20 protein-coding genes and 1 pseudogene are annotated in these 21,243 nt (G+C 55.3%); 8 read left to right on the top strand and 13 right to left on the bottom strand.

Features of this window, described 5'->3' with window-relative positions:
• Nucleotides 1-366 precede the first annotated feature (366 nt).
• On the top strand, nucleotides 367-1,833 hold the full coding sequence (gene wbaP / locus A1830_RS02640; RefSeq protein WP_067701331.1) for an undecaprenyl-phosphate galactose phosphotransferase WbaP: 1,467 nt from the start codon (nucleotides 367-369) through the stop codon (nucleotides 1,831-1,833).
• Between the two features lie 202 nt (nucleotides 1,834-2,035).
• Nucleotides 2,036-3,226: a multidrug effflux MFS transporter gene (locus A1830_RS02635; RefSeq protein WP_067701328.1), complete on the top strand. Its 1,191-nt coding sequence runs from the start codon at nucleotides 2,036-2,038 to the stop codon at nucleotides 3,224-3,226.
• Between the two features lie 2 nt (nucleotides 3,227-3,228).
• On the opposite strand, the gene dadX is transcribed toward A1830_RS02635, so the two are convergent.
• Together dadX and A1830_RS02625 are read right to left on the bottom strand one after the other, a co-directional pair.
• A complete protein-coding gene (gene dadX, locus A1830_RS02630) occupies nucleotides 3,229-4,299 on the bottom strand; it encodes a catabolic alanine racemase DadX (RefSeq protein WP_067701325.1) in 1,071 nt (356 codons plus the stop codon).
• A 29-nt stretch (nucleotides 4,300-4,328) separates the two neighbouring features.
• The gene (locus A1830_RS02625) at nucleotides 4,329-5,627 is read right to left on the bottom strand and encodes a D-amino acid dehydrogenase (protein ID WP_067701322.1); all 1,299 of its coding nucleotides are present in this window, start codon (nucleotides 5,625-5,627) and stop codon (nucleotides 4,329-4,331) included.
• A 524-nt stretch (nucleotides 5,628-6,151) separates the two neighbouring features.
• Here A1830_RS02625 and A1830_RS02620 point away from each other — a divergent pair.
• A complete protein-coding gene (locus tag A1830_RS02620; RefSeq protein ID WP_067701319.1) occupies nucleotides 6,152-7,687 on the top strand; it encodes a SpoVR family protein in 1,536 nt (511 codons plus the stop codon).
• Between the two features lie 99 nt (nucleotides 7,688-7,786).
• On the opposite strand, the gene fadR is transcribed toward A1830_RS02620, so the two are convergent.
• Nucleotides 7,787-8,506, bottom strand: coding sequence for a fatty acid metabolism transcriptional regulator FadR (gene fadR / locus A1830_RS02615; protein WP_067701317.1), 720 nt, complete (start codon nucleotides 8,504-8,506; stop codon nucleotides 7,787-7,789).
• 309 nt (nucleotides 8,507-8,815) lie between these two features.
• On the opposite strand from fadR, the gene dsbB reads away from it, so the two are divergent.
• Both dsbB and A1830_RS22470 read left to right on the top strand, forming a co-directional pair.
• A complete protein-coding gene (gene dsbB / locus A1830_RS02610) occupies nucleotides 8,816-9,346 on the top strand; it encodes a disulfide bond formation protein DsbB (protein ID WP_067701314.1) in 531 nt (176 codons plus the stop codon).
• A 139-nt stretch (nucleotides 9,347-9,485) separates the two neighbouring features.
• On the top strand, nucleotides 9,486-9,656 hold the full coding sequence (locus A1830_RS22470; protein ID WP_156484920.1) for a hypothetical protein: 171 nt from the start codon (nucleotides 9,486-9,488) through the stop codon (nucleotides 9,654-9,656).
• Nucleotides 9,657-9,716: 60 nt separating this feature from the next.
• Here A1830_RS22470 and aroD read toward each other — a convergent pair whose 3' ends face one another.
• The 5 genes from aroD to A1830_RS02585 all read right to left on the bottom strand — a co-directional run bounded on the left by aroD (nucleotide 9,717) and on the right by A1830_RS02585 (nucleotide 13,366).
• Nucleotides 9,717-10,607 carry a type I 3-dehydroquinate dehydratase gene (gene aroD / locus A1830_RS02605; protein ID WP_231877556.1) on the bottom strand — a complete coding sequence of 297 codons (891 nt, stop codon included), beginning with the start codon at nucleotides 10,605-10,607 and terminating at the stop codon, nucleotides 9,717-9,719.
• 75 nt (nucleotides 10,608-10,682) lie between these two features.
• On the bottom strand, nucleotides 10,683-11,126 hold the full coding sequence (locus A1830_RS02600) for a YcgN family cysteine cluster protein (RefSeq protein WP_067701311.1): 444 nt from the start codon (nucleotides 11,124-11,126) through the stop codon (nucleotides 10,683-10,685).
• Between the two features lie 63 nt (nucleotides 11,127-11,189).
• Nucleotides 11,190-11,849, bottom strand: a complete 660-nt coding sequence (locus A1830_RS02595; RefSeq protein ID WP_067701308.1) for a fumarylacetoacetate hydrolase family protein — start codon at nucleotides 11,847-11,849, stop codon at nucleotides 11,190-11,192.
• A gap of 54 nt (nucleotides 11,850-11,903) precedes the next feature.
• Nucleotides 11,904-13,004: a lytic murein transglycosylase gene (locus tag A1830_RS02590; RefSeq protein WP_067701305.1), complete on the bottom strand. Its 1,101-nt coding sequence runs from the start codon at nucleotides 13,002-13,004 to the stop codon at nucleotides 11,904-11,906.
• 83 nt (nucleotides 13,005-13,087) lie between these two features.
• Nucleotides 13,088-13,366 (bottom strand): YcgL domain-containing protein, encoded by a 279-nt coding sequence (locus tag A1830_RS02585; protein ID WP_067701302.1) that lies wholly within the window; start codon nucleotides 13,364-13,366, stop codon nucleotides 13,088-13,090.
• A 155-nt stretch (nucleotides 13,367-13,521) separates the two neighbouring features.
• On the opposite strand from A1830_RS02585, the gene minC reads away from it, so the two are divergent.
• From minC to minE, 3 genes are read left to right on the top strand one after another with little or no spacing between them, the layout of a single operon-like run.
• A complete protein-coding gene (gene minC / locus A1830_RS02580; protein WP_067701299.1) occupies nucleotides 13,522-14,223 on the top strand; it encodes a septum site-determining protein MinC in 702 nt (233 codons plus the stop codon).
• Between the two features lie 42 nt (nucleotides 14,224-14,265).
• Nucleotides 14,266-15,078 (top strand): septum site-determining protein MinD, encoded by an 813-nt coding sequence (gene minD / locus A1830_RS02575; protein WP_067701297.1) that lies wholly within the window; start codon nucleotides 14,266-14,268, stop codon nucleotides 15,076-15,078.
• 3 nt (nucleotides 15,079-15,081) lie between these two features.
• The gene (gene minE / locus A1830_RS02570; protein WP_067701294.1) at nucleotides 15,082-15,351 is read left to right on the top strand and encodes a cell division topological specificity factor MinE; all 270 of its coding nucleotides are present in this window, start codon (nucleotides 15,082-15,084) and stop codon (nucleotides 15,349-15,351) included.
• Between the two features lie 46 nt (nucleotides 15,352-15,397).
• On the opposite strand, the gene rnd is transcribed toward minE, so the two are convergent.
• The 5 genes and pseudogenes from rnd to A1830_RS02545 all read right to left on the bottom strand — a co-directional run.
• On the bottom strand, nucleotides 15,398-16,513 hold the full coding sequence (gene rnd / locus A1830_RS02565; protein WP_067701291.1) for a ribonuclease D: 1,116 nt from the start codon (nucleotides 16,511-16,513) through the stop codon (nucleotides 15,398-15,400).
• A 111-nt stretch (nucleotides 16,514-16,624) separates the two neighbouring features.
• Complete coding sequence (gene fadD, locus A1830_RS02560) at nucleotides 16,625-18,307, bottom strand: long-chain-fatty-acid--CoA ligase FadD (RefSeq protein ID WP_156484919.1); 1,683 nt, start codon at nucleotides 18,305-18,307, stop codon at nucleotides 16,625-16,627.
• A 214-nt stretch (nucleotides 18,308-18,521) separates the two neighbouring features.
• Nucleotides 18,522-19,118, bottom strand: coding sequence for a Slp family lipoprotein (locus A1830_RS02555; RefSeq protein ID WP_067701285.1), 597 nt, complete (start codon nucleotides 19,116-19,118; stop codon nucleotides 18,522-18,524).
• A 56-nt stretch (nucleotides 19,119-19,174) separates the two neighbouring features.
• Nucleotides 19,175-19,876, bottom strand: coding sequence for a tRNA (adenosine(37)-N6)-threonylcarbamoyltransferase complex dimerization subunit type 1 TsaB (gene tsaB, locus A1830_RS02550; protein WP_067701283.1), 702 nt, complete (start codon nucleotides 19,874-19,876; stop codon nucleotides 19,175-19,177).
• A gap of 131 nt (nucleotides 19,877-20,007) precedes the next feature.
• Nucleotides 20,008-21,243: pseudogene (locus tag A1830_RS02545) on the bottom strand (ATP-dependent DNA helicase); the annotation flags it as partial.

The raw sequence follows: 21,243 nt of genomic DNA, 5'->3' as shown, positions 1-21,243 counted from the left end.
CGCTGCGGTGGATTTTTTTAAAATCGATCGTTAATTGTTATTTTATTGTCATAAGAAAAAGCGATAATACTCCGCCCCCGCTTCGTTTAAATAATTTCACCCCTGATTTCCCGCGCCACCAATAGCATTTTTTTAGGAATTTCCCGTATTAACTAACGCAAATATCTGCTGCATACTCTCACTACTGCTTCAGGTTGAAACAGCTAGAAGATGTCTGCTGCCTTATTACAACTGATTTTGGCAGCAGCCCTTCGCAAGGATAAAATAGTTAATTTCAAGGTGTTAATACCCGTATCATCGCCCCTGAACGCGTGCTTGTTCCTCGTCAGGTTACTGATTCCTCATGATGAATAGAGAGCAGCTATTATGGCTAGTACTCTTGTGCTTAATAACGGTCGTCGGGTTTTTAGCGGTACTCAAAAAAATATTATTGCCAAGGTGGCGCTCAGCCTTTCAGATTTAATTTCCATTAATCTGGCCTTGTTTTTAGCCGCTGCTACCGTGCAGGGCATTTGGGGTAATTTAGATATTTTTATTCCCCCTCAGCAGCTTGAAATTCGTTTTATTACCCAGCTGGTTATGTCGGTAGTGTGTATCGCGGGGTTCTGGATGCGTCTGCGCCATTATACCTACCGCAAACCCTTCTGGTTTGAGCTGAATGAAATCATTAAAATGCTGGTGGTATTCTCTCTCCTCGATCTGGCGCTGATCGCGTTTTCAAGATGGGACTTTTCCCGCACCCTGTGGAGCTTCACCTGGATTTACGCACTGATACTGCTCCCCCTGCTGCGCGCGTGCGCCAAGAGAGTGCTCATCCACGCGGGTCAGTGGCAAAAACAGACCATTATCATCGGGTCCGGAAAAAATGCGCGGGAAGCCTATGCCGCCCTGCAAAGTGAGGAGCTGCTGGGCTATGACGTTATCGCCTTTGTAGCCAGCCAGGGACACAAAGGTGCTGAGAAGCTCAATGGCGTGCCGGTGATCACCGCTAAAGACATTGTCTGGGACCGGGTTGATTTGGAAAATACCCAGTTTGTGGTGGCAATGGAGTACGAACAGCAGGTAATGCGCGATGACTGGCTGAAACTACTGTCGAAAAAACGCTGCCGGTCAGTCTCAGTTATCCCTACCCTGCGCGGTGTGCCGCTCTATGGCACCGACATGTCCTACATCTTCAGCCATGAGGTGATTATTCTCCGGGTCAGTAATAATCTGGCTAAACGCTCGTCACGCTTCCTTAAGCGTACCTTTGATATCCTGGTAGCCTCGCTGCTACTGCTGTTTCTTGCGCCCGCTTTTGCGCTTATTTGCTGGATGGTTGGCCGTGATGGCGGCGCCCGCATTTACGGCCATGAACGCGTCGGTCAGCATGGTAAGAAATTCAAATGCCTTAAGTTCCGCTCAATGGTCACCAACTCGAAAGACGTGCTTGATGCCCTGTTAGCGAGCAGTGAAGAAGCCCGCGCGGAGTGGGACAAAGACTTCAAGCTTAAAAATGATCCACGAATCACCAAAATCGGTGCCTTTCTGCGTAAAACCAGTCTGGATGAGCTGCCGCAGCTGTGGAATGTCATTCGCGGTGAAATGAGCCTGGTGGGACCACGCCCGGTGATCGAAGCAGAACTGGCGCGTTATGCGGGGGATGTGGACTATTACCTGATGGCTAAACCGGGGATGACCGGCATCTGGCAGGTAAGCGGCCGTAATGACGTTGATTATGACACCCGGGTTTACTTCGATTCCTGGTACGTAAAAAACTGGGCGCTGTGGACGGATGTGGCCATCATGTTCAAAACGGCAGGCGTTGTTTTACGGCGGGATGGTGCCTACTAAGCGGCACCGGCCACACAGGTTTTAGCCCGGCCTGCGCCAAACTGTTTATGCCGACCTTTGTCATTTAGCTCAGGTCGGCATGAGCCAAAGGGTTTAATGGGCCTCTGCAAGAGGATTAATTTTTATCAGCCTCCCCCTTTCCTTTTCCTGTCGTAATCTCTACCCTGTGCGGCTGGCTTTCAAACGGATGTCGCCTCGTACGATGCAAAAATTCACCCTGATTCTTCTTAGCCTGGTCCTGCTGGCCCCGCTGGGTATCGATCTCTATTTACCCACCCTGCCTGATATTGCTCAGGGCCTGAACACGCCGGTGAGTACCCTGCAGACCACCATTCCCCTCTTTTTACTGGTCATGGGCCTCGGGCAGATTGTCGCCGGGCCGCTGGTCGACAACTTTGGCCGAAAGCCGATTGCCCTGATCGGCCTGCTGCTTTACCTGCTTGGCAGCATTCTGGCTGCCACCGCCGCCGGCTGGCCGCAGTTTCTCACCGCCCGTGTCGTGCAGGGCTGCGCAGTATGCTGTACGGCCGTGGTCGCGTTCAGCGGCGTGCGCGATCGCCTGGATGGCGATGATGCCGCCAAAGCCTATGGGTTTCTTAACGGGGCGCTGAATATTGTTCCGGCCCTGGCACCGATGCTTGGCGGCTTTCTGGCTGAATCTTTTGGCTGGCGCGCGCCCTTCTGGTTTTTAGCCTGCTATGCGCTGGCGGTGGGTGTGCTGGTGCTGTTCTTTCTGCCGGAGACCCGCCCCGCCGGCACGCTGCCGGTCAAAGGACTGCCGCTTAAGCAATACGCTCAGATCCTGCGTCAGCCGCGCTTCCTGGCCTTTGCCTTCGCTAATGCCGGTGCGCTGGGAATGGTGCTTACCTATGTTTCTCTCGCCCCTCAGGTGCTGATGAACGAGGGAAAACTTTCCGCGCTACAGTTCTCGGTGGCCTTTGGCGCTAATGGCTTCTGGATTATGCTGGTCAGCGTACTGGTCAACAAGATGATCCGCAAAGTGGGCCGCCCGGTCTGCCTGATGATTGGCAGCATGGCGATGGCGCTCGGGGCACTTCTGCTGTTTGCCGGTGTCGCCCTTTTCCCCGCGGGTTGGCAAAGTCACTGGGCGCTGTATATGCTGCCGGTGGCCGTTGCGGTAGCCGGCCTGGCTTTCACCGTCGGACCGGCCACCAGCTACGCGCTGGAGCCTTATCGGCAGCAGGCTGGCGTTGCCTCTGCGCTGGCGGGGTTTATTCAAATGGCGGGCGGCGCGAGCGGTGGCCTGTTGGTGATGGCGCTACCGATTGCTGAGAAATCCGCCCTCGGCGTGATGATGCTGGCAGGGGCGGTGCTAATCGCACTGGCGTGGATCTACAGTAAAAAAGTGCGCGGTACGCTGACCGCGCTGTAACTTCAGATAACCGTGACCGGCACGCGCGGCGCCAGTGCGCACATTAGCTCATAGCCCACCGTGCCGGCAGCGTAGGCCACCTCATCAATTTTAACGTTGTTACCCCACAGTTCCACCTGACTGCCTATCCCCGCCTGCGGGCAGGGCGTCAGGTCAAGGGTCAGCATATCCATTGAAATGGCCCCCACCGTATGGGTCATCACGCCGTCAACCCATACCGGTGTCCCGCTCGGTGCATGACGCGGATAGCCGTCCGCATAGCCGCAGGCCACCACCCCGATACGCTGTTCTCCAGCCGCACGATAGCGGGCGCCATAGCCCACGCCGTCGCCACTTTTTAACGTCTGAATGCCTATGATCTTACTGCTCAAGGTCATCGCAGGCCGCAGGCCGCTGCTGGCTACGTCATGCCACCGACCACTGGGAGAGGCGCCGTAAAGCACAATACCCGGTCGCACCCAGTTAAAGTGCGTTTCGGGATGCCAGAGCGTGGCGGCGGAGTTCGCCAGCGAGCGGGGGCAGTCCAGCCCTTCCGCTACCGCATTGATACGCCGCATCGGTTCGACTATCCCCTCGCGACTTTCCGCTTCGGCAAAATGCGCCATCAGCGTCAGCTCACCGACATTTTGCAGCGCCCGCAGCGACTGCCACGTCTGGTTGACCTGGCCGGGCTGAAAGCCGAGCCGGTTCATGCCGCTATTCATCTTGAGGTAGATATCCAGCGGCGCTGACAGCCTCGCCTTCGCCAGCGCCTGAATCTGCCAGTTGCTGTGAATACTGGTGGTTAACCGGTAACGATCGAGGATCTCAAGCTCGCTGGCATGAAAGAACCCTTCCAGCAGCAGGATAGGTTTTTTCCAGCCGCGCTCGCGCAGCAGAATCGCCTCATTAAGATCCAACAGGGCAAATCCATCTGTTTCGTTAAGACTTTCCCTAACGCGATCGATACCGTGTCCGTAAGCGTTGGCTTTCACCACCGACCAGAGACGGGAATGAGGGGCAGCCTGGCGGGCAACCGCCAGGTTATGTCGCAGCGCGCTGGTGTCGATAGCGGCGACAATCGGACGAGACATAACTTCTCCTGAATCAGATACGATAACGATCAGCGGCTGGCACCATGCAACGTCTGGCCAACGGTCGGGTAGAATCCTGGCAGATAACGCATTACCGACAGGTCATCAGCGGCAATGGCGGGGATCCTTCGCGAAATGATATCAGAAAGCAGCTGCCCCGAACCGCATGCCATTGTCCAACCGAGCGTTCCATGACCAGTATTGAGATAAAGATTGCTCAGCGGGGTTCGCCCCACAATTGGCGTCCCGTCAGGCGTCATGGGTCGCAGCCCGCTCCAGAATGACGCCTGGGCGATTTCCCCTCCGCCAGGAAAAAGGTCGCCGACCACCATTTCCAGCGTTTCACGTCGCGCCGGACGAAGGGACAGGTCATAACCGACAATTTCAGCCATCCCCCCAACGCGAATGCGGTTGTCGAAGCGGGTGACGGCCACCTTATAGCTTTCATCCAGTACGGTAGAGATGGGTGCGGCCTGCGGATCCCTGACCGGAAGGGTCAGTGAGTACCCTTTAAGGGGATAAACCGGCACGCTGACCGTCTGTTCCAGCAGTCCTCTGGACCAGGACCCCAGTGCCACAACGTACGCATCGGCCTCGACCGTTTCCGCACCGCACTTCACGCCCGTAATCCGGTTTCCCTCCTGTAACAGAGCATCGATCGGGGTGTTGAAACGAAAGGTCACGCCGACAGCAGCGGCCATAGCAGCCAGCCGCTGGGTGAAGAGCTGGCAGTCACCGGTTTCATCGTTGGGCAGACGCAGACCGCCGGTCAGTTTGTGCCGGCTGGCCGCGAGTGCAGGCTCGGCGTCAGTCAGTTGAGCCGCCTCAAGCAGTTGATAAGGCACGCCCGCTTCCCGCAGTACCGCAATATCTTTGGTGGCGCTTTCGAACTGCTGCGCGGTGCGAAACAGTTGCAGCGTACCGCCCTGCCTGCCCTCATAGGCAATGCCCGTCTGCTGGCGCAGCGTTTTCAGGCAGTCGCGGCTGTACTCAGCGATGCGTACCATGCGGCTTTTGTTCTGCTGGTAGTGATCAAGATTACAATTTTTAAGCATCTGCCACATCCAGGCCAGCTGGAAGCGGCTGCCGTCAGGACGAAATGCCAGCGGCGCGTGGCGCTGGAACATCCATTTGATTGCCTTTAACGGCACGCCCGGCGCGGCCCAGGGTGCTGCATAGCCGGGTGAAATCTGTCCGGCATTTGCCGCGCTGGTTTCCTGTGCCACGCCGGCCTGCCGATCGATAATCGTAACCTCATGCCCGGCCTGTGCCAGATACCAGGCGCTGGCCACGCCAACCACACCGCCTCCCAGAATGACAACTCGCATAACTCTCCACCGCCGTTTAAAAAAAAGAGGATTAAACTGCCTTCACGCGACTGCTGCGAACGATTACGCTACGTCACTTTATCTAACATTACGCTGACACATTTCACATCTTTTTTACTCTAAGCGGTAATAAAAAGAGTTAGCGCGATGAAATACGGAGTTTAATTCCGCAGGTTAGCCATTATCAGCAGCAAATTATCGAGGATTGGCGTTTTTTGCGCTTTCCCAGCAGAATATGATTTGCCCATAACATTCCCTTATAAACAGCATATAATTTCAGCTATTTCATCTGAACCTTTATTTACTGCTGCCTAAAAATGATATTTCATAATCCGCTCTATTTTGTCCTAAATAATTCATTTGGATTCGTCAGAAGGATCGCCGGGAGTGAACTATCATTGAGTTATTGGCTTGCGTTCCGGTTTTGCAGGAGTATATCTATGCTCTGGTAGCCGGGTGGAAAACGGATCTTTTGTCGCTACAGGTTGTAACGTCGAAAACCGGTTTTTTAAAAGGGGTACGCTATGACGACTATCTTTGACGATCCGATTAAGGACAGCAAACGACTCAGTGATGGACCCGACTGGACTTTTGACCTGCTGGATGACTATCTGGCAGAGATTGACCGCGTAGCCAAACTCTATCGGCTCGAAACCTATCCACATCAAATTGAAGTGATCACCTCTGAGCAGATGATGGATGCCTATTCCAGCGTCGGCATGCCCATAAACTATGCTCACTGGTCATTCGGTAAAAAGTTTATTGAAACCGAACAGCGCTATAAACACGGCCAGCAGGGCCTGGCGTATGAAATTGTTATCAATTCGAATCCCTGTATTGCCTATCTGATGGAGGAGAATACCATCACCATGCAGGCGCTGGTCATTGCCCATGCCTGCTACGGACACAACTCCTTCTTCAAAAATAACTACCTTTTCCGCAGCTGGACCGACGCCAGCTCCATTGTTGACTACCTGATTTTTGCCCGAAACTATATCAGCCAGTGTGAAGAGCGCCACGGCGTGGAAGAAGTCGAGAAGCTCCTTGATTCCTGTCATGCCCTGATGAACTACGGCGTTGACCGCTACAAGCGCCCGCAAAAAATCTCCCTGCAGGAGGAGACGGCAAGACAGCAAAGCCGCGAGGAGTATCTGCAAAGTCAGGTTAATATGCTGTGGCGCACCCTGCCGCGTCGCGAGCGGGAAGAATCCCAGCAGGCGGCAGCTCGCTACCCCTCCGAGCCGCAGGAAAATCTGCTCTACTTTATGGAGAAAAATGCCCCCCTGCTGGAGTCATGGCAGCGCGAGGTGCTGCGTATCGTGCGTAAAGTCAGCCAGTATTTCTACCCGCAGAAGCAGACTCAGGTGATGAATGAGGGCTGGGCAACGTTTTGGCACTACACCATCCTTAACCATCTTTACGATGAAGGTAAGGTATCAGAACGCTTTATGCTGGAGTTTTTGCATAGCCATACCAACGTCATTTACCAGCCCCCCTACAACAGTCAGTGGTATAACGGCATTAACCCCTACGCGCTGGGGTTCGCAATGTTCCAGGATATTAAGCGTATCTGTCAGGAGCCAACGGAGGAAGATCGCTACTGGTTCCCGGATATTGCCGGCAGCGACTGGCTGGAAACCCTGCATTTTGCCATGCGTGAATTTAAAGACGAGAGTTTTATCAGCCAGTTCCTGTCACCGAAGGTGATGCGCGACTTCCGTTTGTTCACGGTAATGGATGACGATCGTAACAATTTCCTGGAGATCGCCGCCATTCATGATGAAGCGGGTTATCGGGCCATTCGTCAGCAGCTGTCAGCACAGTATAATCTGAGTAATCTGGAGCCGAATATTCAGGTGTATGACGTTAACCTGCGCGGTGACCGCTCCCTGACGCTGCGCTATGTGCCGCACAGCCGCGCGCCGCTGGATAAAAGCCGTCGCGAGGTGCTTAAGCACGTGCACCGTCTGTGGGGCTTTGATATTCATCTCGAGCAGCAGAACGACGACGGCAGCACTGAAATTCTCGATCGCTGCCCGCCGCGCACTTCCCCGCTTTAACCTCGTTAAAACATAAAAAAAGCGGAGTCAGTCATCTGACTCCGCTCCGGCTCGCCCTGAGGGTGAACAACTGCCTAAAAGAGGCTTATCTGCCTCTGATTACCGACGCTGTGGGGGGAGATCCGTCGGCATGCTGGTCTGCATGTTATGCCAAATCTCACCGCTGCGGCGGCCATAGTCGCGCACGGTATCCACAATAATATCGTACTGCTGCTGCTGGCAGATAACGTTCAGCTTCTGGTAGAAATCCTGGGCCAGCTTACGCGCTTCAGGATTAGAAAAATAGTGACGCCCGACGCGGGTATACAGCCCTTTCAGACCGTTCAGGATCAACCCATAGATGGGATTGCCAGAGGCGAAGGCCAGACCACGGAAGATGCTGTAATCAAGATCGGTATAGGCTTCGGCTTTATCATCCACGCCCCTGGCCGTTTCCAGCACCTCCAGAGCTTTATCCGGATAGGTACGAATCGCGCGAAGAATAAATATCGAGGAGATATTGGTACGCACCGCCAGCAGGTTATCTATCAGCTGTGGAACGCTGTCGTGATCCAGACGTGCCAGCGTTTCAAGAATGCTTAAGCCGGACGTTTCCCAGAAATTGTTCACCCGGGTCGGTTTGCCATGCTGAATGGTCAGCCAACCATCGCGGGCAAGTCGCTGTAACACTTCCCGTAATGTCGTACGGGTGACGCCAATCAGTTCCGAAAGCTCTCTTTCCGCCGGCAGAATTGAGCCGGGCGGAAAGCGACTATTCCAGATGCTTTCAATAATATATTCTTCAGCGAAACCGGCAGGGCTCTGCGCCTTAATGACCATAGCGTTTTGTTTCCATTGCGTTCATGACTGCAAAATTGTGCTCATCATACCAGATGCTCCCGGCATCACATAGACGGGCAGGCTGCGAAAACGCTGAGGCGCTAACAAAACATAAAAAAAGTTGCTGGCAGGTCACTCCCACTTTCGCACCTCTGTAATCAGCAGGCTCTGAAAGCTCTGAGATAGCACTCTCCGGAAAGAATTAGTCCCACTCAGGTCAATTTCTCGGTGAAATTCTACGCTAACATGCTGGTGAACCGGCGCTTTTGGTTTACACTGCCGGTTCAACACCTATTACATGGATTGACTATGTTGAGATATTTGAATAGCTGCTCCCGCGGGCGCGGCGCCTGGCTTTTGATGGCCTTTATTGCTTTTGCTCTGGAAATGGTCGCACTCTATTTTCAGCACGTCATGATGCTGAAACCGTGCGTTATGTGCATTTATGAACGCTGCGCCCTTTTCGGGATAATGGCGGCAGGACTTGTCGGCGCCATCGCGCCAGCAACGCCGCTGCGTCTGGCAGCGATCGCTATCTGGATTTACAGCGCCTGGGAGGGCGTCCGTCTGGCCTGGGAACATACGATGATTCAGCTTCATCCCAATCCGTTTGTGACCTGTGATTTTGCCGCCCGCTTTCCACAGTGGCTGCCGCTGGACAAAATCCTGCCCTCCGTTTTTGTGGCCAGCGGTGACTGTTCGCAGAATCAGTGGTCCCTGCTTACGCTTGGGATGCCGCAGTGGCTGATTGGGATTTTTGCGGCCTTTCTGCTGGTCGGTATTCTCGTGCTGGTGGGTCAGCCGTTAAAACCGAAAAGACGGGATCTGTTTTCTCGCTAGCTCTGCCGCTACTCAACCCACCGCCGGTGGGTTTTTTTATCACCTGTTGACCTCCCGCCCTCCCTGGCAGAGACCAGGGTTGAAGGACTGTCTTACGGCGACTACGCTTAGATGACACGTCTGATCGAAGAGGAATATTATGAAAAACATCGCGTTAATGCTGGTTCTGTCCTTCTCTGCCGCCGCGCTTTCCGGCTGTGCGTGGTGGGGAGGAGAAAATACCCACAGTGCCCCACCGGCTCCACCCAGCGGCCAGCAGCCACCCGGCGCGCCAGGCGGCAGCGGCCCGGTCGGTCAGCCTCAGTCCTGACAGAAACGGTACCCTTGCCAACGCCAGCGGGTGATTCCGCTGGCGTTATCCCTGCAGGTATCAGGAACCCATGCTTTTATGCACGATCCCCAGCACGCTGCTTAAATCCTCCAGAGCAACCTGACCGGATGCAGAGGCTTCACCGACCATGGCGAACGTCAGCGCCGATCCGGTCAGCTCTCCGCTCATCCGCGTCAGTACACCCAGGTCGCCCATAGACATCGTCAGAACCGGACGTTGGGCGTAATGCTGATGCATCTCCCAGGTTGCCGTTAGCAACGTCAGAACATCTCCCGGGTCGGCAGGCATCGCAGCCAGCTTGAGGATATCCGCCCCGCGCGCCTGCTGTTCGCGCAGCCGCGAGACGATCTCCTCTTTCGCCGGAGTGGACTTTAGCTCATGGTTAGACAATATCACCTTAACCCCCCGCTGGTGAGCCAGGGCGATAAGCGGATCGGTTTTTGTCCGATCGCGATACATTTCAACGTCAATCAGGTCAGCAGTGCCTTCGGCCAGCAGCTGTTGATACAGCTGTACGTACTGCTCGTCGCTGACCGCTTTTTTGCCGCCTTCGTCCTGGGTACGAAACGTCAGCAGCAGCAGCTTGTTCCCGAGCCGGTCGCGTACCTGGTGCGTTAGCGCGGCCATGGCGTTCGCATCCAGTGCGTTCTCCAGCATATCCAGACGGAGTTCCAGCACGTGAAAATCCTGGCTGGATGCGACTTTATCGACAAAGGTCAGAACATCCGCCGGGTGGCTGGCAGTGGTCGGCACGATAACCTTCGGACTGCCCTGTCCGATGGTGATGTCACGGAGCGTGAGCTGTGGCGGCTTATCTGTCGCAGCAGGCAATGGCTGCCCGGTGGGCTGACTCCGGGCCGCAGAGGGCGTTATCAGGGATAGGGCGAGCATGGCACCGCTGGCGCCGAGGAATTCTCTGCGTTGAATCACGTAACTTATCCTTTTAACCTGTAAAACATAAGGATAAGCATAGCAAAGATTCGGAGCGGCTGACGGCGGGCGGCTTCAGCCCCTGCCCGGTTTATTGATGATATGATCTTCCCAGTCTGTCACTTCGCTCTCCCTGACCGCGATATGCCGCACGGAGATGCGCCCGGCGTGCATCGCCGCTTTGGACCCCGTACGCAGGGGATGCCAGACAGGAAGATTTTTCCCTTCTGCCAGTACACGATAGGCACAGCTGGGCGGCAGCCACGAAAAAGTGGGCAGATTATCCCGCGTCAGTTTGATGCAATCCTCTTCATATTCGAAGCGGCGCTCGTAATTGCGACACTGGCAGGTTTTGATGTTCAGCTGGTTGCAGGCAACGTTAGTGAAGTAAATCTCATCGGTGTCGGCGTCCTGCAGCTTATTCAGACAGCACTGACCGCATCCATCACAGAGGGATTCCCACTCTTCATCGCTCATTTGTTCCAGCGTTTTACGCTGCCAGAAAGGGGTGTCAGTCATCGTGGTATCCGTTTAAGTAAAAAGCCCGCACCTTATAAACAGTTCGGGCTTCAGTTGCAAGCCTTACAACACCCGCGTCGCGATGCCGTGGCCGCCGAGTGAGACTTCAAGTCGGTCGCCTGAAACCATCGGGCCCACGCCCTCAGGCGTGCCGGTAAGGATCACATCCCCGGCGCGCAGCGTGAAATAGCGGCTCATAAAGGCGATGAGCGGCAGAATGGGGTGGATCATATCAGAGGTATTCCCCTGCTGGCGCACCTCGCCATTGACCACCAGCCGCAGATCGACGTTTTGCGGGTCGGCATCAAATTCGTTTACCGGAATAAAGCCGGACAGCGGGCAGGAATTATCGAACCCCTTGGCTTTTTCCCAGGGCTGACCGGCCTTTTTACAGCCCGCCTGGATATCGCGCAGGGTCAGGTCAAGCGCCACGCCGTAGCCGGCAATGGCTTTTGCAACGTGCTCTTCCGAAGCCTGCTTCAGGGTAGAGCCAATCAACACGGCCAGCTCCACTTCATGATGTACGGCACCTGAATCTTTCGGAATAGACAGCGGCTGACGGATGTCGCAGATCGCCGTTTCCGGCTTAATGAACAGCACGGGTTCGGTCGGTGTGGCACTGCCCATCTCTTTAATGTGCTTAGCGTAGTTGCTCCCTACGCAAACGACTTTGCTTACCGGAAAGTCTAATAACGCGCCCTGCCAGTTATGATGCTGATACATATCCTTCCCCTGTCTGATTGAATGAGGTAAAGCCCATAGCGGGCATCCGTTCAGTTACTGAGACATCGCATCGGCCATCATGCCAATGCTGATAGCAAAATACCAGGAGCGATTCCAGCGCAGCAGGGTACGGAAGTTGTCATACACCATAAATGCCCTGACGGGTGAATCCTCGGGAATGATGATCCATGCTTTTTGTTGCGTATCAGGCAGATTAGCCTCGCGGGTCAACCGTACACCCAGCTTCTGCCACTCGCCGACGGTTTTCGCCTGGTTTGCTTTCAGACCCGCCATCTCCGGCACGAAATCAACCGGGAGGATGGCCTCCCGGCCCCAGCTTCCGCCCGCCTTCCAGCCCTCTTTGGTCAGATAATTAGCCGTGGACGCGAAGACGTCAGCCGTGTTGTGCCAGATATCGATTCTGCCGTCCCCATCGCCATCTGCACCATAGCGTAAAAATGAGCTGGGCATAAACTGATTCTGCCCCATGGCACCGGCCCAGGAGCCCTGCAGATCGCCGGGGGCAATGTGCTGCTGCTGAATAATGTGCAGTGCCGCAATCAGCTCCCGGGTGAAAAAGGCCTCGCGCCGTCCTTCAAACGCCAGCGTGGAGATCGCGGAGATCACCTCTTCCCGACCCTGAATGTTGCCAAAATGACTCTCCATCGCCCACAGAGCGACAATGTACTCTGGCTGCACGCCCGAGCGCTGGCTTACGGGGGCCAACTGCGCCCGGTATTGCTGCAAGCTGTCGCGCGCCTGCTGAATCTTCGCCGTCGTTAATACGCGCCCCAGGTACTCGCTGAGGGTGACTTTATTCTCAGGCTGATTGCGATCGGCTGAAATGGCGCGATCGACAAAGTGTACCCCGTTAAAGGCGGTATTGAGGGTGGCATCGTCGATACCCTGCTGCCTTGCCTTATCTTTTAACTGCGCCACATAGGCCGGGAATTCGGCAGGATCGCGCCCTTCCGTGGCCAGCGTGCTTTTGCTCGTGGACAAAAGTAAGTGGCCGTGGGTGACAGCAGATCCGGCTGAAACTGATGATGGCAGCGCAGGAGTCGCTGATGCCTGCGTGGGGGCCGCGCTGTTTTTACTGACGCATCCCGCCAGCGCAAGCGCGAGAATAATTGTGCTGAGCGAGGGAGTTTTCATGCGGCATCCTTTTGGATTCAGACACCGCCACAAATTAAATCTGAACGACGAAACCGGTAGCGGTGAATAATTGCAGACGATTCTTAATTAGGCTTCTTCGCCGTTTCCAGATGACTCTTAAGCAAACTTTCCAGCGGCGGGGGAACTTGTAAATAATAACCCTGCTCTTGCAGACTGGCTTTTACCTTATCCAGGCTGGCATTGACCAGACGCTTACTGCCATCAAGCGGCAGCATCATCGCCATTTGCGGCTTGCCAAAACCCCTGAGCAGTTCTTCCGGCACGCGGGAGAAATCGTCCTTTTTTTCAACATAAAGATAAGTCTGGTCACGCTTTGGACTTCTGTAGATCACACAAAACATATTTTTTACTCGAATTAACCTGGCTGGCACCTTGCCTGAATATAGTAGTAACTATAACATGCTTGCAGAACTTCGGAATATTTCCCCATTACGATTAAATGCCGGTTCAGCTGGCCTGATTGGGGAATTTGAATAACAGGACTGAGCCGGGCCAGATGTCACAAACGCCAATTGAGTTAAAAGGCAGCAGTTTTACTCTGTCAGTTGTTCACCTGCACCATGCCGATCCGGACGTGGTTCGTCAGGCGATTCAGGATAAAGTCAATCAGGCGCCAGCCTTTTTGAAAAATGCGCCGGTCGTGTTAAACGTGGCTTCATTAACCCGCGACGTCAACTGGCGACAGATGCAGGAAGCGATTACCTCCGCCGGATTGCATATCGTTGGCGTTAGCGGCTGTAAAGACGAGTCGTTAAAACGTGTTATCAGCCGGGCAGGTCTGCCGCTGCTGTCGGAAGGCAAGGAGCAGCAAAGAAGCGCTGAGATTATTGAGCCTCCCGCCCCGCAGCCTGCCGCTGAACCTGCCGCCGTCAGAACCCGATTAATTAATACGCCGGTCCGATCGGGTCAGCAAATTTACGCTAAAAACAGCGATCTGATTGTGACCAGCAGCGTTAGCGCCGGGGCGGAATTGATTGCTGATGGCAATATCCATATTTATGGCATGATGCGTGGTCGCGCCCTTGCCGGTGCGAGTGGCGATCGTGAATGCCAAATTTTTTGTACCAGCTTATCAGCCGAGCTGGTTTCCATCGCCGGTGAATACTGGATTATGGACCAGATCCCTGCTGAATTTTTTGCAAAAGCCTCGCGTCTTTGTTTAAAAGATGGCGAGCTGACTATACAGACACTGAACTGAGCCAGGCTCACGAGCCCTTTCTTTTCTTAAGGAAATTATTATATGGCACGCATTATTGTAGTTACTTCGGGTAAAGGAGGCGTGGGAAAAACCACGTCCAGCGCGGCCATCGCTACCGGTTTAGCCCAGAAAGGTAAAAAAACCGTGGTGATCGATTTTGATATCGGCCTGCGTAATCTCGATCTGATTATGGGCTGTGAGCGCCGCGTAGTGTACGACTTTGTGAACGTAATACAGGGTGACGCTACGCTGAATCAGGCTCTGATTAAGGATAAGCGTACCGAAAAACTCTTTATTCTGCCTGCTTCGCAGACCCGTGATAAAGACGCGCTAACGCGTGAAGGCGTTGAGAAGGTGCTGGATGACCTCGGGAAAATGGACTTCGACTTTATCGTCTGTGACTCCCCGGCCGGGATCGAAACCGGTGCGCTGATGGCGCTTTACTTCGCCGATGAAGCCATTATTACTACCAACCCTGAAGTCTCCTCCGTGCGTGACTCCGACCGCATCCTGGGCATCCTCTCGTCGAAATCCCGTCGGGCAGAAAACGGCCAGGATCCGATTAAAGAACATCTGCTGTTAACCCGTTACAATCCGGGCCGCGTTAACCGTGGTGATATGCTGAGCATGGAAGACGTGCTGGAGATCCTGCGTATTCCACTGGCGGGCGTTATCCCGGAAGATCAGTCCGTGCTGCGTGCCTCCAACCAGGGCGAGCCGGTCATTCTTGACGCTGAATCCGATGCGGGCAAAGCCTATGCCGATACCGTTGACCGTATTCTCGGTGAAGAACGCCCCTTCCGCTTCATTGAAGAAGAGAAGAAGGGTTTCCTGAAACGCCTGTTTGGGGGATAAACCATGGCCTTACTCGATTTCTTTTTATCCCGTAAAAAGAGCACAGCCAATATAGCCAAGGAGCGGCTGCAGATTATCGTGGCAGAACGCAGGAGGGGCGATAGCGAGCCCCACTATCTGCCACAGCTGAAGAGGGATATTTTGGAAGTCATCTGCAGGTATGTGAAGATCGATCCAGAGATGCTTAGCGTGAAGCTGGATCAGAAAGACGACGACATTTCGATTCTGGAGCTAAACGTGACGCTCCCGGAGGCAGAAGACGCCCCGAAATGAGCCGCATCAGCGTATGGCTTTCCCCTGCGGGTTGCAGGGGAAACCATCAGGCGTATTCAGCCTGCAGCAGCGCCATGATGTCGTTGCCTAACAGCTGTCCCCGCCAGCCATCAATCAGCTCTGGCCTTCTTTCCTGCGGCTTTATTTTCCAGTACCAGCTTAACAGCTGATTAATCTGACGACGTGAAGCCAGCAGTTCCTGGCTGACGCCGTGTTGCTCAGCGGCCGCCGCCACGAGCGATTTTAGCGCCTTGAATGCCGCTTTGTAGGCAGGATTGTCAATCAGGTTAACGATCGGCTCGGGTAGCTCGCTGTCATCAAAGGCATTTGCCTGCGCCACCATGCCCACCAGCGCCCTGCCGTGAAAACGGATCTCCTGACCGGCCAGACCGAGGTGATCGAGTTCGCCCAGCGACCCCGGCATAAAGCGCGCCACCTTCCACAGGTTCTCCTCGCGCACAACAAAGTTAACCGCCATATCCTTTTCGCGAGCCATGTCAAGCCGCCAGGCCGCCATCAAACGCAGCGCCGCCAGCTGGCGTGGACGCAGCTGCCAGGCATTGGTGATGTCACGGTAAGCCTCTTCAGGCGCAACCACCACCTGTCGACGTCGGCACAGCAGCCCACACTCATCAAGCGCAGCGTCCAGCTTACCGGCGGCCCCGGCTTCGGCCATCAGCTTGTGGGCGATGGGCAGCAGATAGAACACATCGGCGGCGGCATACTGGCACTGCTTTTCCGTCAGCGGTCGCGCAATCCAGTCGGTGCGGGATTCACTTTTATCCAGTGCGATGCCGGTAAAGGATTCAACAAGCGTGGCGAAGCCGCAGGACATCGGGCGTCCGGTAAAGGCAGCAAGTATTTGGGTATCAATCATCGGCGTGGGCAGAACGCCATACTCGTGCAGAAAGACTTCCAGGTCTTCGCTGCCAGCATGCAGGAACTTGATGACACCCTCGTCAAGCAGCAGGTCGCGAAACGGTGCCCACTCGGTAATAGGGAGAGGGTCAATAAGCGCGATCTGCTCCCCGTCATACAGTTGAATCAGCCCCAGCCGGGGATAATAGGTACGGGTCCGGACGAATTCGGTATCCAGCGCCAGCGCGGGGAACTGACGGGCAGTCTGACAAAGTTCAGCCAGCGCCTCGTTGGTGGTTATCATGGTGTAATTCAAAACGATCCTCTCGCTGCGGCGTTCTGCGCCTCAGTGTCATCACAAAAAAACGCCGGGAAACCCGGCGTGATAGCGTTTATCGGCGGTGTTGTCACCTCGTCAGGATGCTTTCGCTATCCTGATTGCCTCATCGCGGAGTTCGCGCCGCAGGATTTTCCCCACGTTACTCTTGGGCAGCTCAGTGCGAAATTCGACGATTTTGGGAATTTTATACCCGGTAAGATGTTTTTTGCAGTGGATAATCAGCTCCTCCTGGGTAAGAGAGGGATCTTTTTTTACCACACAGATTTTTACCGTTTCACCCGCGGCCTCATTGGGCACGCCGACGGCGGCGGCTTCCCTGACCTTTGGGTGCAGCATCAGCACATCTTCGATTTCATTAGGATAAACGTTAAACCCTGAAACCAGAATCATATCTTTCTTGCGATCGACGATGCGGATAAAACCTTCGGCGTCAACGGTAACAATATCTCCGCTGTGAAGCCATCCATTTTTGAGCACCTCATCGGTGGCCTCCGGCTTCTGCCAGTATCCCTGCATCACCTGGGGGCCTTTGATGCACAGTTCACCTGCTTCACCTGCGGCGACTTCATTACCCTGCTCATCCACCAGGCGGATGTCCGTTGACGGCACCGGCAGCCCGATACTGCCGCTGTGGTAGCGAATATCGTAGGGATTGACGGAGACCAGCGGCGCGCATTCGGTCAGGCCGTATCCCTCAAGCAAATAGTGTCCGGTCAGTTTCTCCCAGCGCTCGGCGACCGCCTTCTGCACTGACATTCCCCCACCTGCCGACAAGCTCAGGCTGGAGAAATCCAGCTTTTGGAAATCACTGTCGTTCAATAACGCATTAAACAGGGTATTCACCCCGGTAATGGCGGTGAAGCGCGTTTTAGCCAGCTCCCGCACCAGTCCGGGAATATCCCGGGGATTGGTGATTAACAGGTTTGCACCGCCCAGCTCGATAAACAACAGGCAGTTCACCGTAAGCGCAAATATATGGTAAAGCGGCAGCGCGGTGACGACCGTTTCCTTCCCGTCTTTCAGCAGAGAACCATAGGTTGCCCGGGTTTGCTCCAGATTCGCCTGCATATTACGGTGGCTCAGCATCGCCCCTTTGGCAACGCCGGTGGTGCCGCCGGTATATTGCAGAAAGGCCAGATCGTCGTTAACGATGTCCGGTCGCACATACTGCATCCGGTAACCTTTATGCAGCGCACTGCGAAATGAGATAGCGTCCGGAAGATGATATTTAGGCACCAGACGCTTGATGTATTTGACCACAAAATTAACCAGCGTCCCTTTGGCGGGCGAAAGCTGATCGCCCAGCCGGGTAAGGATCACATGTTTAACCTGGGTTTTCTCAACCACTTTTTCCAGCGTATGGGCAAAGTTCGACACAATCACAATAGCGCTGGCACCGCTGTCATTAAGCTGGTGCTCAAGCTCGCGCGGCGTGTAGAGGGGATTGACGTTAACCACCACCATCCCTGCGCGCAGGATGCCAAACAGGGCAATCGGATATTGCAGCAGGTTCGGCATCATCAGCGCCACCCTGTCGCCCTGTTTCAGCCCCAGCCCTTCCTGTAGCCAGGCGGCAAAAGCCCGGCTGCGCTCCTCAAGCTTACGAAAGGTCATCACCTGCCCCATATTGATAAAGGCGGGCTGATCGGCGTAGCGTTTTACCGCCTCTTCAAAGAGGTCAACAAGGGATGTATAGCGATCGGCACTGATCTCCGCAGGCACATCGGCGGGATAGCGTTTTAACCAAATCTTGTTCAAATAAGTTCCTCCTGAACACGTGATATTTTCCATCGCACCCTCAGCTCGTCGCGTTTGTTAACATTATTTTAACTCAGCGTACCAGTTTGATTACTTCTCCGTTATGAGGTTGCGAAGCCCATCACTAAAAACATTTTCATTCAGAAAAAATATAAAAAAATGCCCCGCCAGCGGAAAGACAGCCAGCGGGTCACGTTGATTATTTTCTACCGGGCTACTCAGTCAGGATGGTCTGTACCTGCGCCGGGCCCTGATTAAAGTAGCCGAACGGCGGCGGTCCCCAGTAGCCACCGGAGTGACGTCCACGTGGCGGGCCATACCAGACCCACGGATCAAGCGGCTGCGGCGGTGAGACCACCTGCTGCGTCAGGTGCCAGCGCTGATAGCCGGTCACGCTCACCACCACGAAGTTATAGGCAGCCTGCCCAATCACACCCTTTTCGGTTCCCTTAATCGGACCGACAACGGTGACCATTTGATTATTAAAATCAACCGGATCGACAAAGCCGCTGATGTCCGCATAAATACGCCCAACAGAGGCACTGCCTAATATCGGCCGGGCGGTATCATCCAGCCGCATAGCGGCAATTTCCAGCCGGGTGCTGCCGTTTTGGTTTATCACCTTCACCACCCGGCCGCCAAAGCGTGACTCCTGACCGATAAACAGCTGAGGCGCACTCATCACGCGCGTTAAATCCTGCTGGGGCGTAGCCGACGTGCCTTTTACTGAGTCCGGTATGCTTACGCAGCCGAGAAGCAGCATACTGACAAGTAATATACTGCCCGTCTGTACCAAAAATCGTTTACGCATAGTGTTCTCCGAGATACCGTTCCTTTTGACTCCGGGCGCGTTAATTAGTTGCCAACTCACTCACGCCCCGGCAACTTTTTCCATGCGACTTCATTACGCAGGTAGGTGGGTTCCGCCAGCTCAACCGCCACGGTCCTGCCCTGCTTAAGCGCCAGCGCGGCCAGGGGCAGCATATCCTCCGCCTGCGGAAGCTCGACCCCGGTCATCTGTAAATCAAGGTGAGCACTTTCTGCCAGCTGCGGCCAGGCCTTCCAGCCTGTCCCCACCAGCGCCCAGCACCCGGTGAGCCGGGACATTCTCTCCTGCGCCGCCTCGGGGTTTAGCACCGCTTCGCTGTCGTCTCCCTGCCAGATACCCTGCTCATCCCGCTGATATTCTGCCCAGTAGACCTCGCCCATTCTGGCATCAATCGCTGCCAGAACGCGGGTGGCACCCTGGCGGCGCCATGCGCCTTCCGCCATGGTTTTCAGCGTCGACACGCCAATCATCGGCAGTTCCGCGCCCAGTGCCAGCCCCTGGGCGATGCCGATGCCGATGCGCACGCCGGTGAAGCTGCCCGGCCCCTGACCAAATGCCAGTGCATCCAGTTCGGTCAGCGCCGTATTGCCCTGCTGGAGGATCGCCTGCACCATCGGCAGTATGCGCTGGGTGTGTTCGCGGGCGCAAAGCTCAAACTGGGCGGTGACCTTCTGGTCGTGAAGCAGCGCCACGGAGCAGGCCTCCGTGGCCGTATCAATGGCTAAAATTCGCGTGGACATACTCACCTCTGGCGGGGAAAATTTTCGGCGCGCAGCATAGCATACTGCGCAATAATTTACTGCCGGACTTCCGGCTTAAATCAGGTCTTTGCCGACGATATGGCTATGCGTCAAGCTTAAGGACGCTGCGGCTAAGCGTCCGGCTTAAGAAAGGCCACTGCCTGCTGAATATCACGCGTACGCGGCGTCGGCGGCAGGCTGTTAAGGAACACCGCACCGTAGGGGCGCATAACCAGCCGGTTATCACAGATAACCAGTACTCCGCGATCGTCAACGTCACGGATCAGGCGGCCCACGCCCTGCTTGAGAGTGATCACTGCGTCCGGCAGCTGGACGTCGTCAAAGGGTTCGCCGCCCCGCAGTTTACAATCTTCCATTCTCGCCTTAAGTAGCGGATCGTCGGGCGAGGTAAACGGCAGTTTGTCAATGATCACCAGCGACAGCACATCCCCGCGCACGTCGACGCCCTCCCAGAAGCTACTGGTGGCCACCAGCAGCGCGTTCCCCGCCGCGATAAACTGTTTCAGCAGTTGCCCTTTGCTGGTTTCACCCTGTAACAGAACCGGCAGGGTCAGCAGCGATCGGAACTGCGCCGCCAAATCGCGCATCATTTTATGGGAAGTACAGAGAAAAAAGCAGCGTCCGTTATTGGCTTCAATCAGCGGCAGCAGCATGCGCGCCATTCGGCTGGCGCTGTCAGGCTGGTTAGGCGACGGCAGATTTCTCGGCACGCAGAGCAGGGCCTGCCTGGCGAAATCAAACGGGCTGGTGAGGATCAGCGTCTCGGCCTGGCTGACGCCCAGCCTCTCCACAAAGTGGGTCATCTGCTCATTTACCGCCAGCGTCGCCGAGGTAAATATCCAGGTCGCCGGGCGCTCGTCCATCACTTCGCGAAAGCGATCGGAGACGGAGAGCGGCGTCAGCGCCAGCACAAAGTGACGGGAGTTACACTCATACCAGTAGCTAAAGCCGGGCTGTGAGACATCTTTCAGCCGCTTAAGACGGCCGCGATAGAGTGCCGCACGCTCGAAAGCCGCATCCAGCAGCGCCGAACGGCCAAGCGACATTTTCGCCACGTCATAGCAGAGTTCGAGCGCATCATCGAGCAGCGTCAGGGCGCGCTGGATATTGGCATCGCTGAGGAGGTCGCGCAGGTTGCCGCGAAAGCCCGGATCGCCAAGCGCCAGACGGAAATCCTGTGCACACTGCGCCAGACGGTCCGCCGATTTTTGCAGCTGCTGCGCATCACGGACCTCGGTGCGGTAAGCAATGCTGATGTCTTTAGCCAGGTCGAGCAGCTGCTTGCTTGAGAGCTGCTGCCCAAAATACTGGCTGGCGATATCCGGCACCTGATGCGCTTCGTCGAA

Origin of the sequence: Erwinia sp. ErVv1 (assembly GCF_900068895.1) — a bacterium.
GTDB lineage: Bacteria > Pseudomonadota > Gammaproteobacteria > Enterobacterales > Enterobacteriaceae > Erwinia.
Note: the sequence above shows the minus strand (reverse complement) of the source record. Positions and strands in the feature narration are given on the sequence as shown.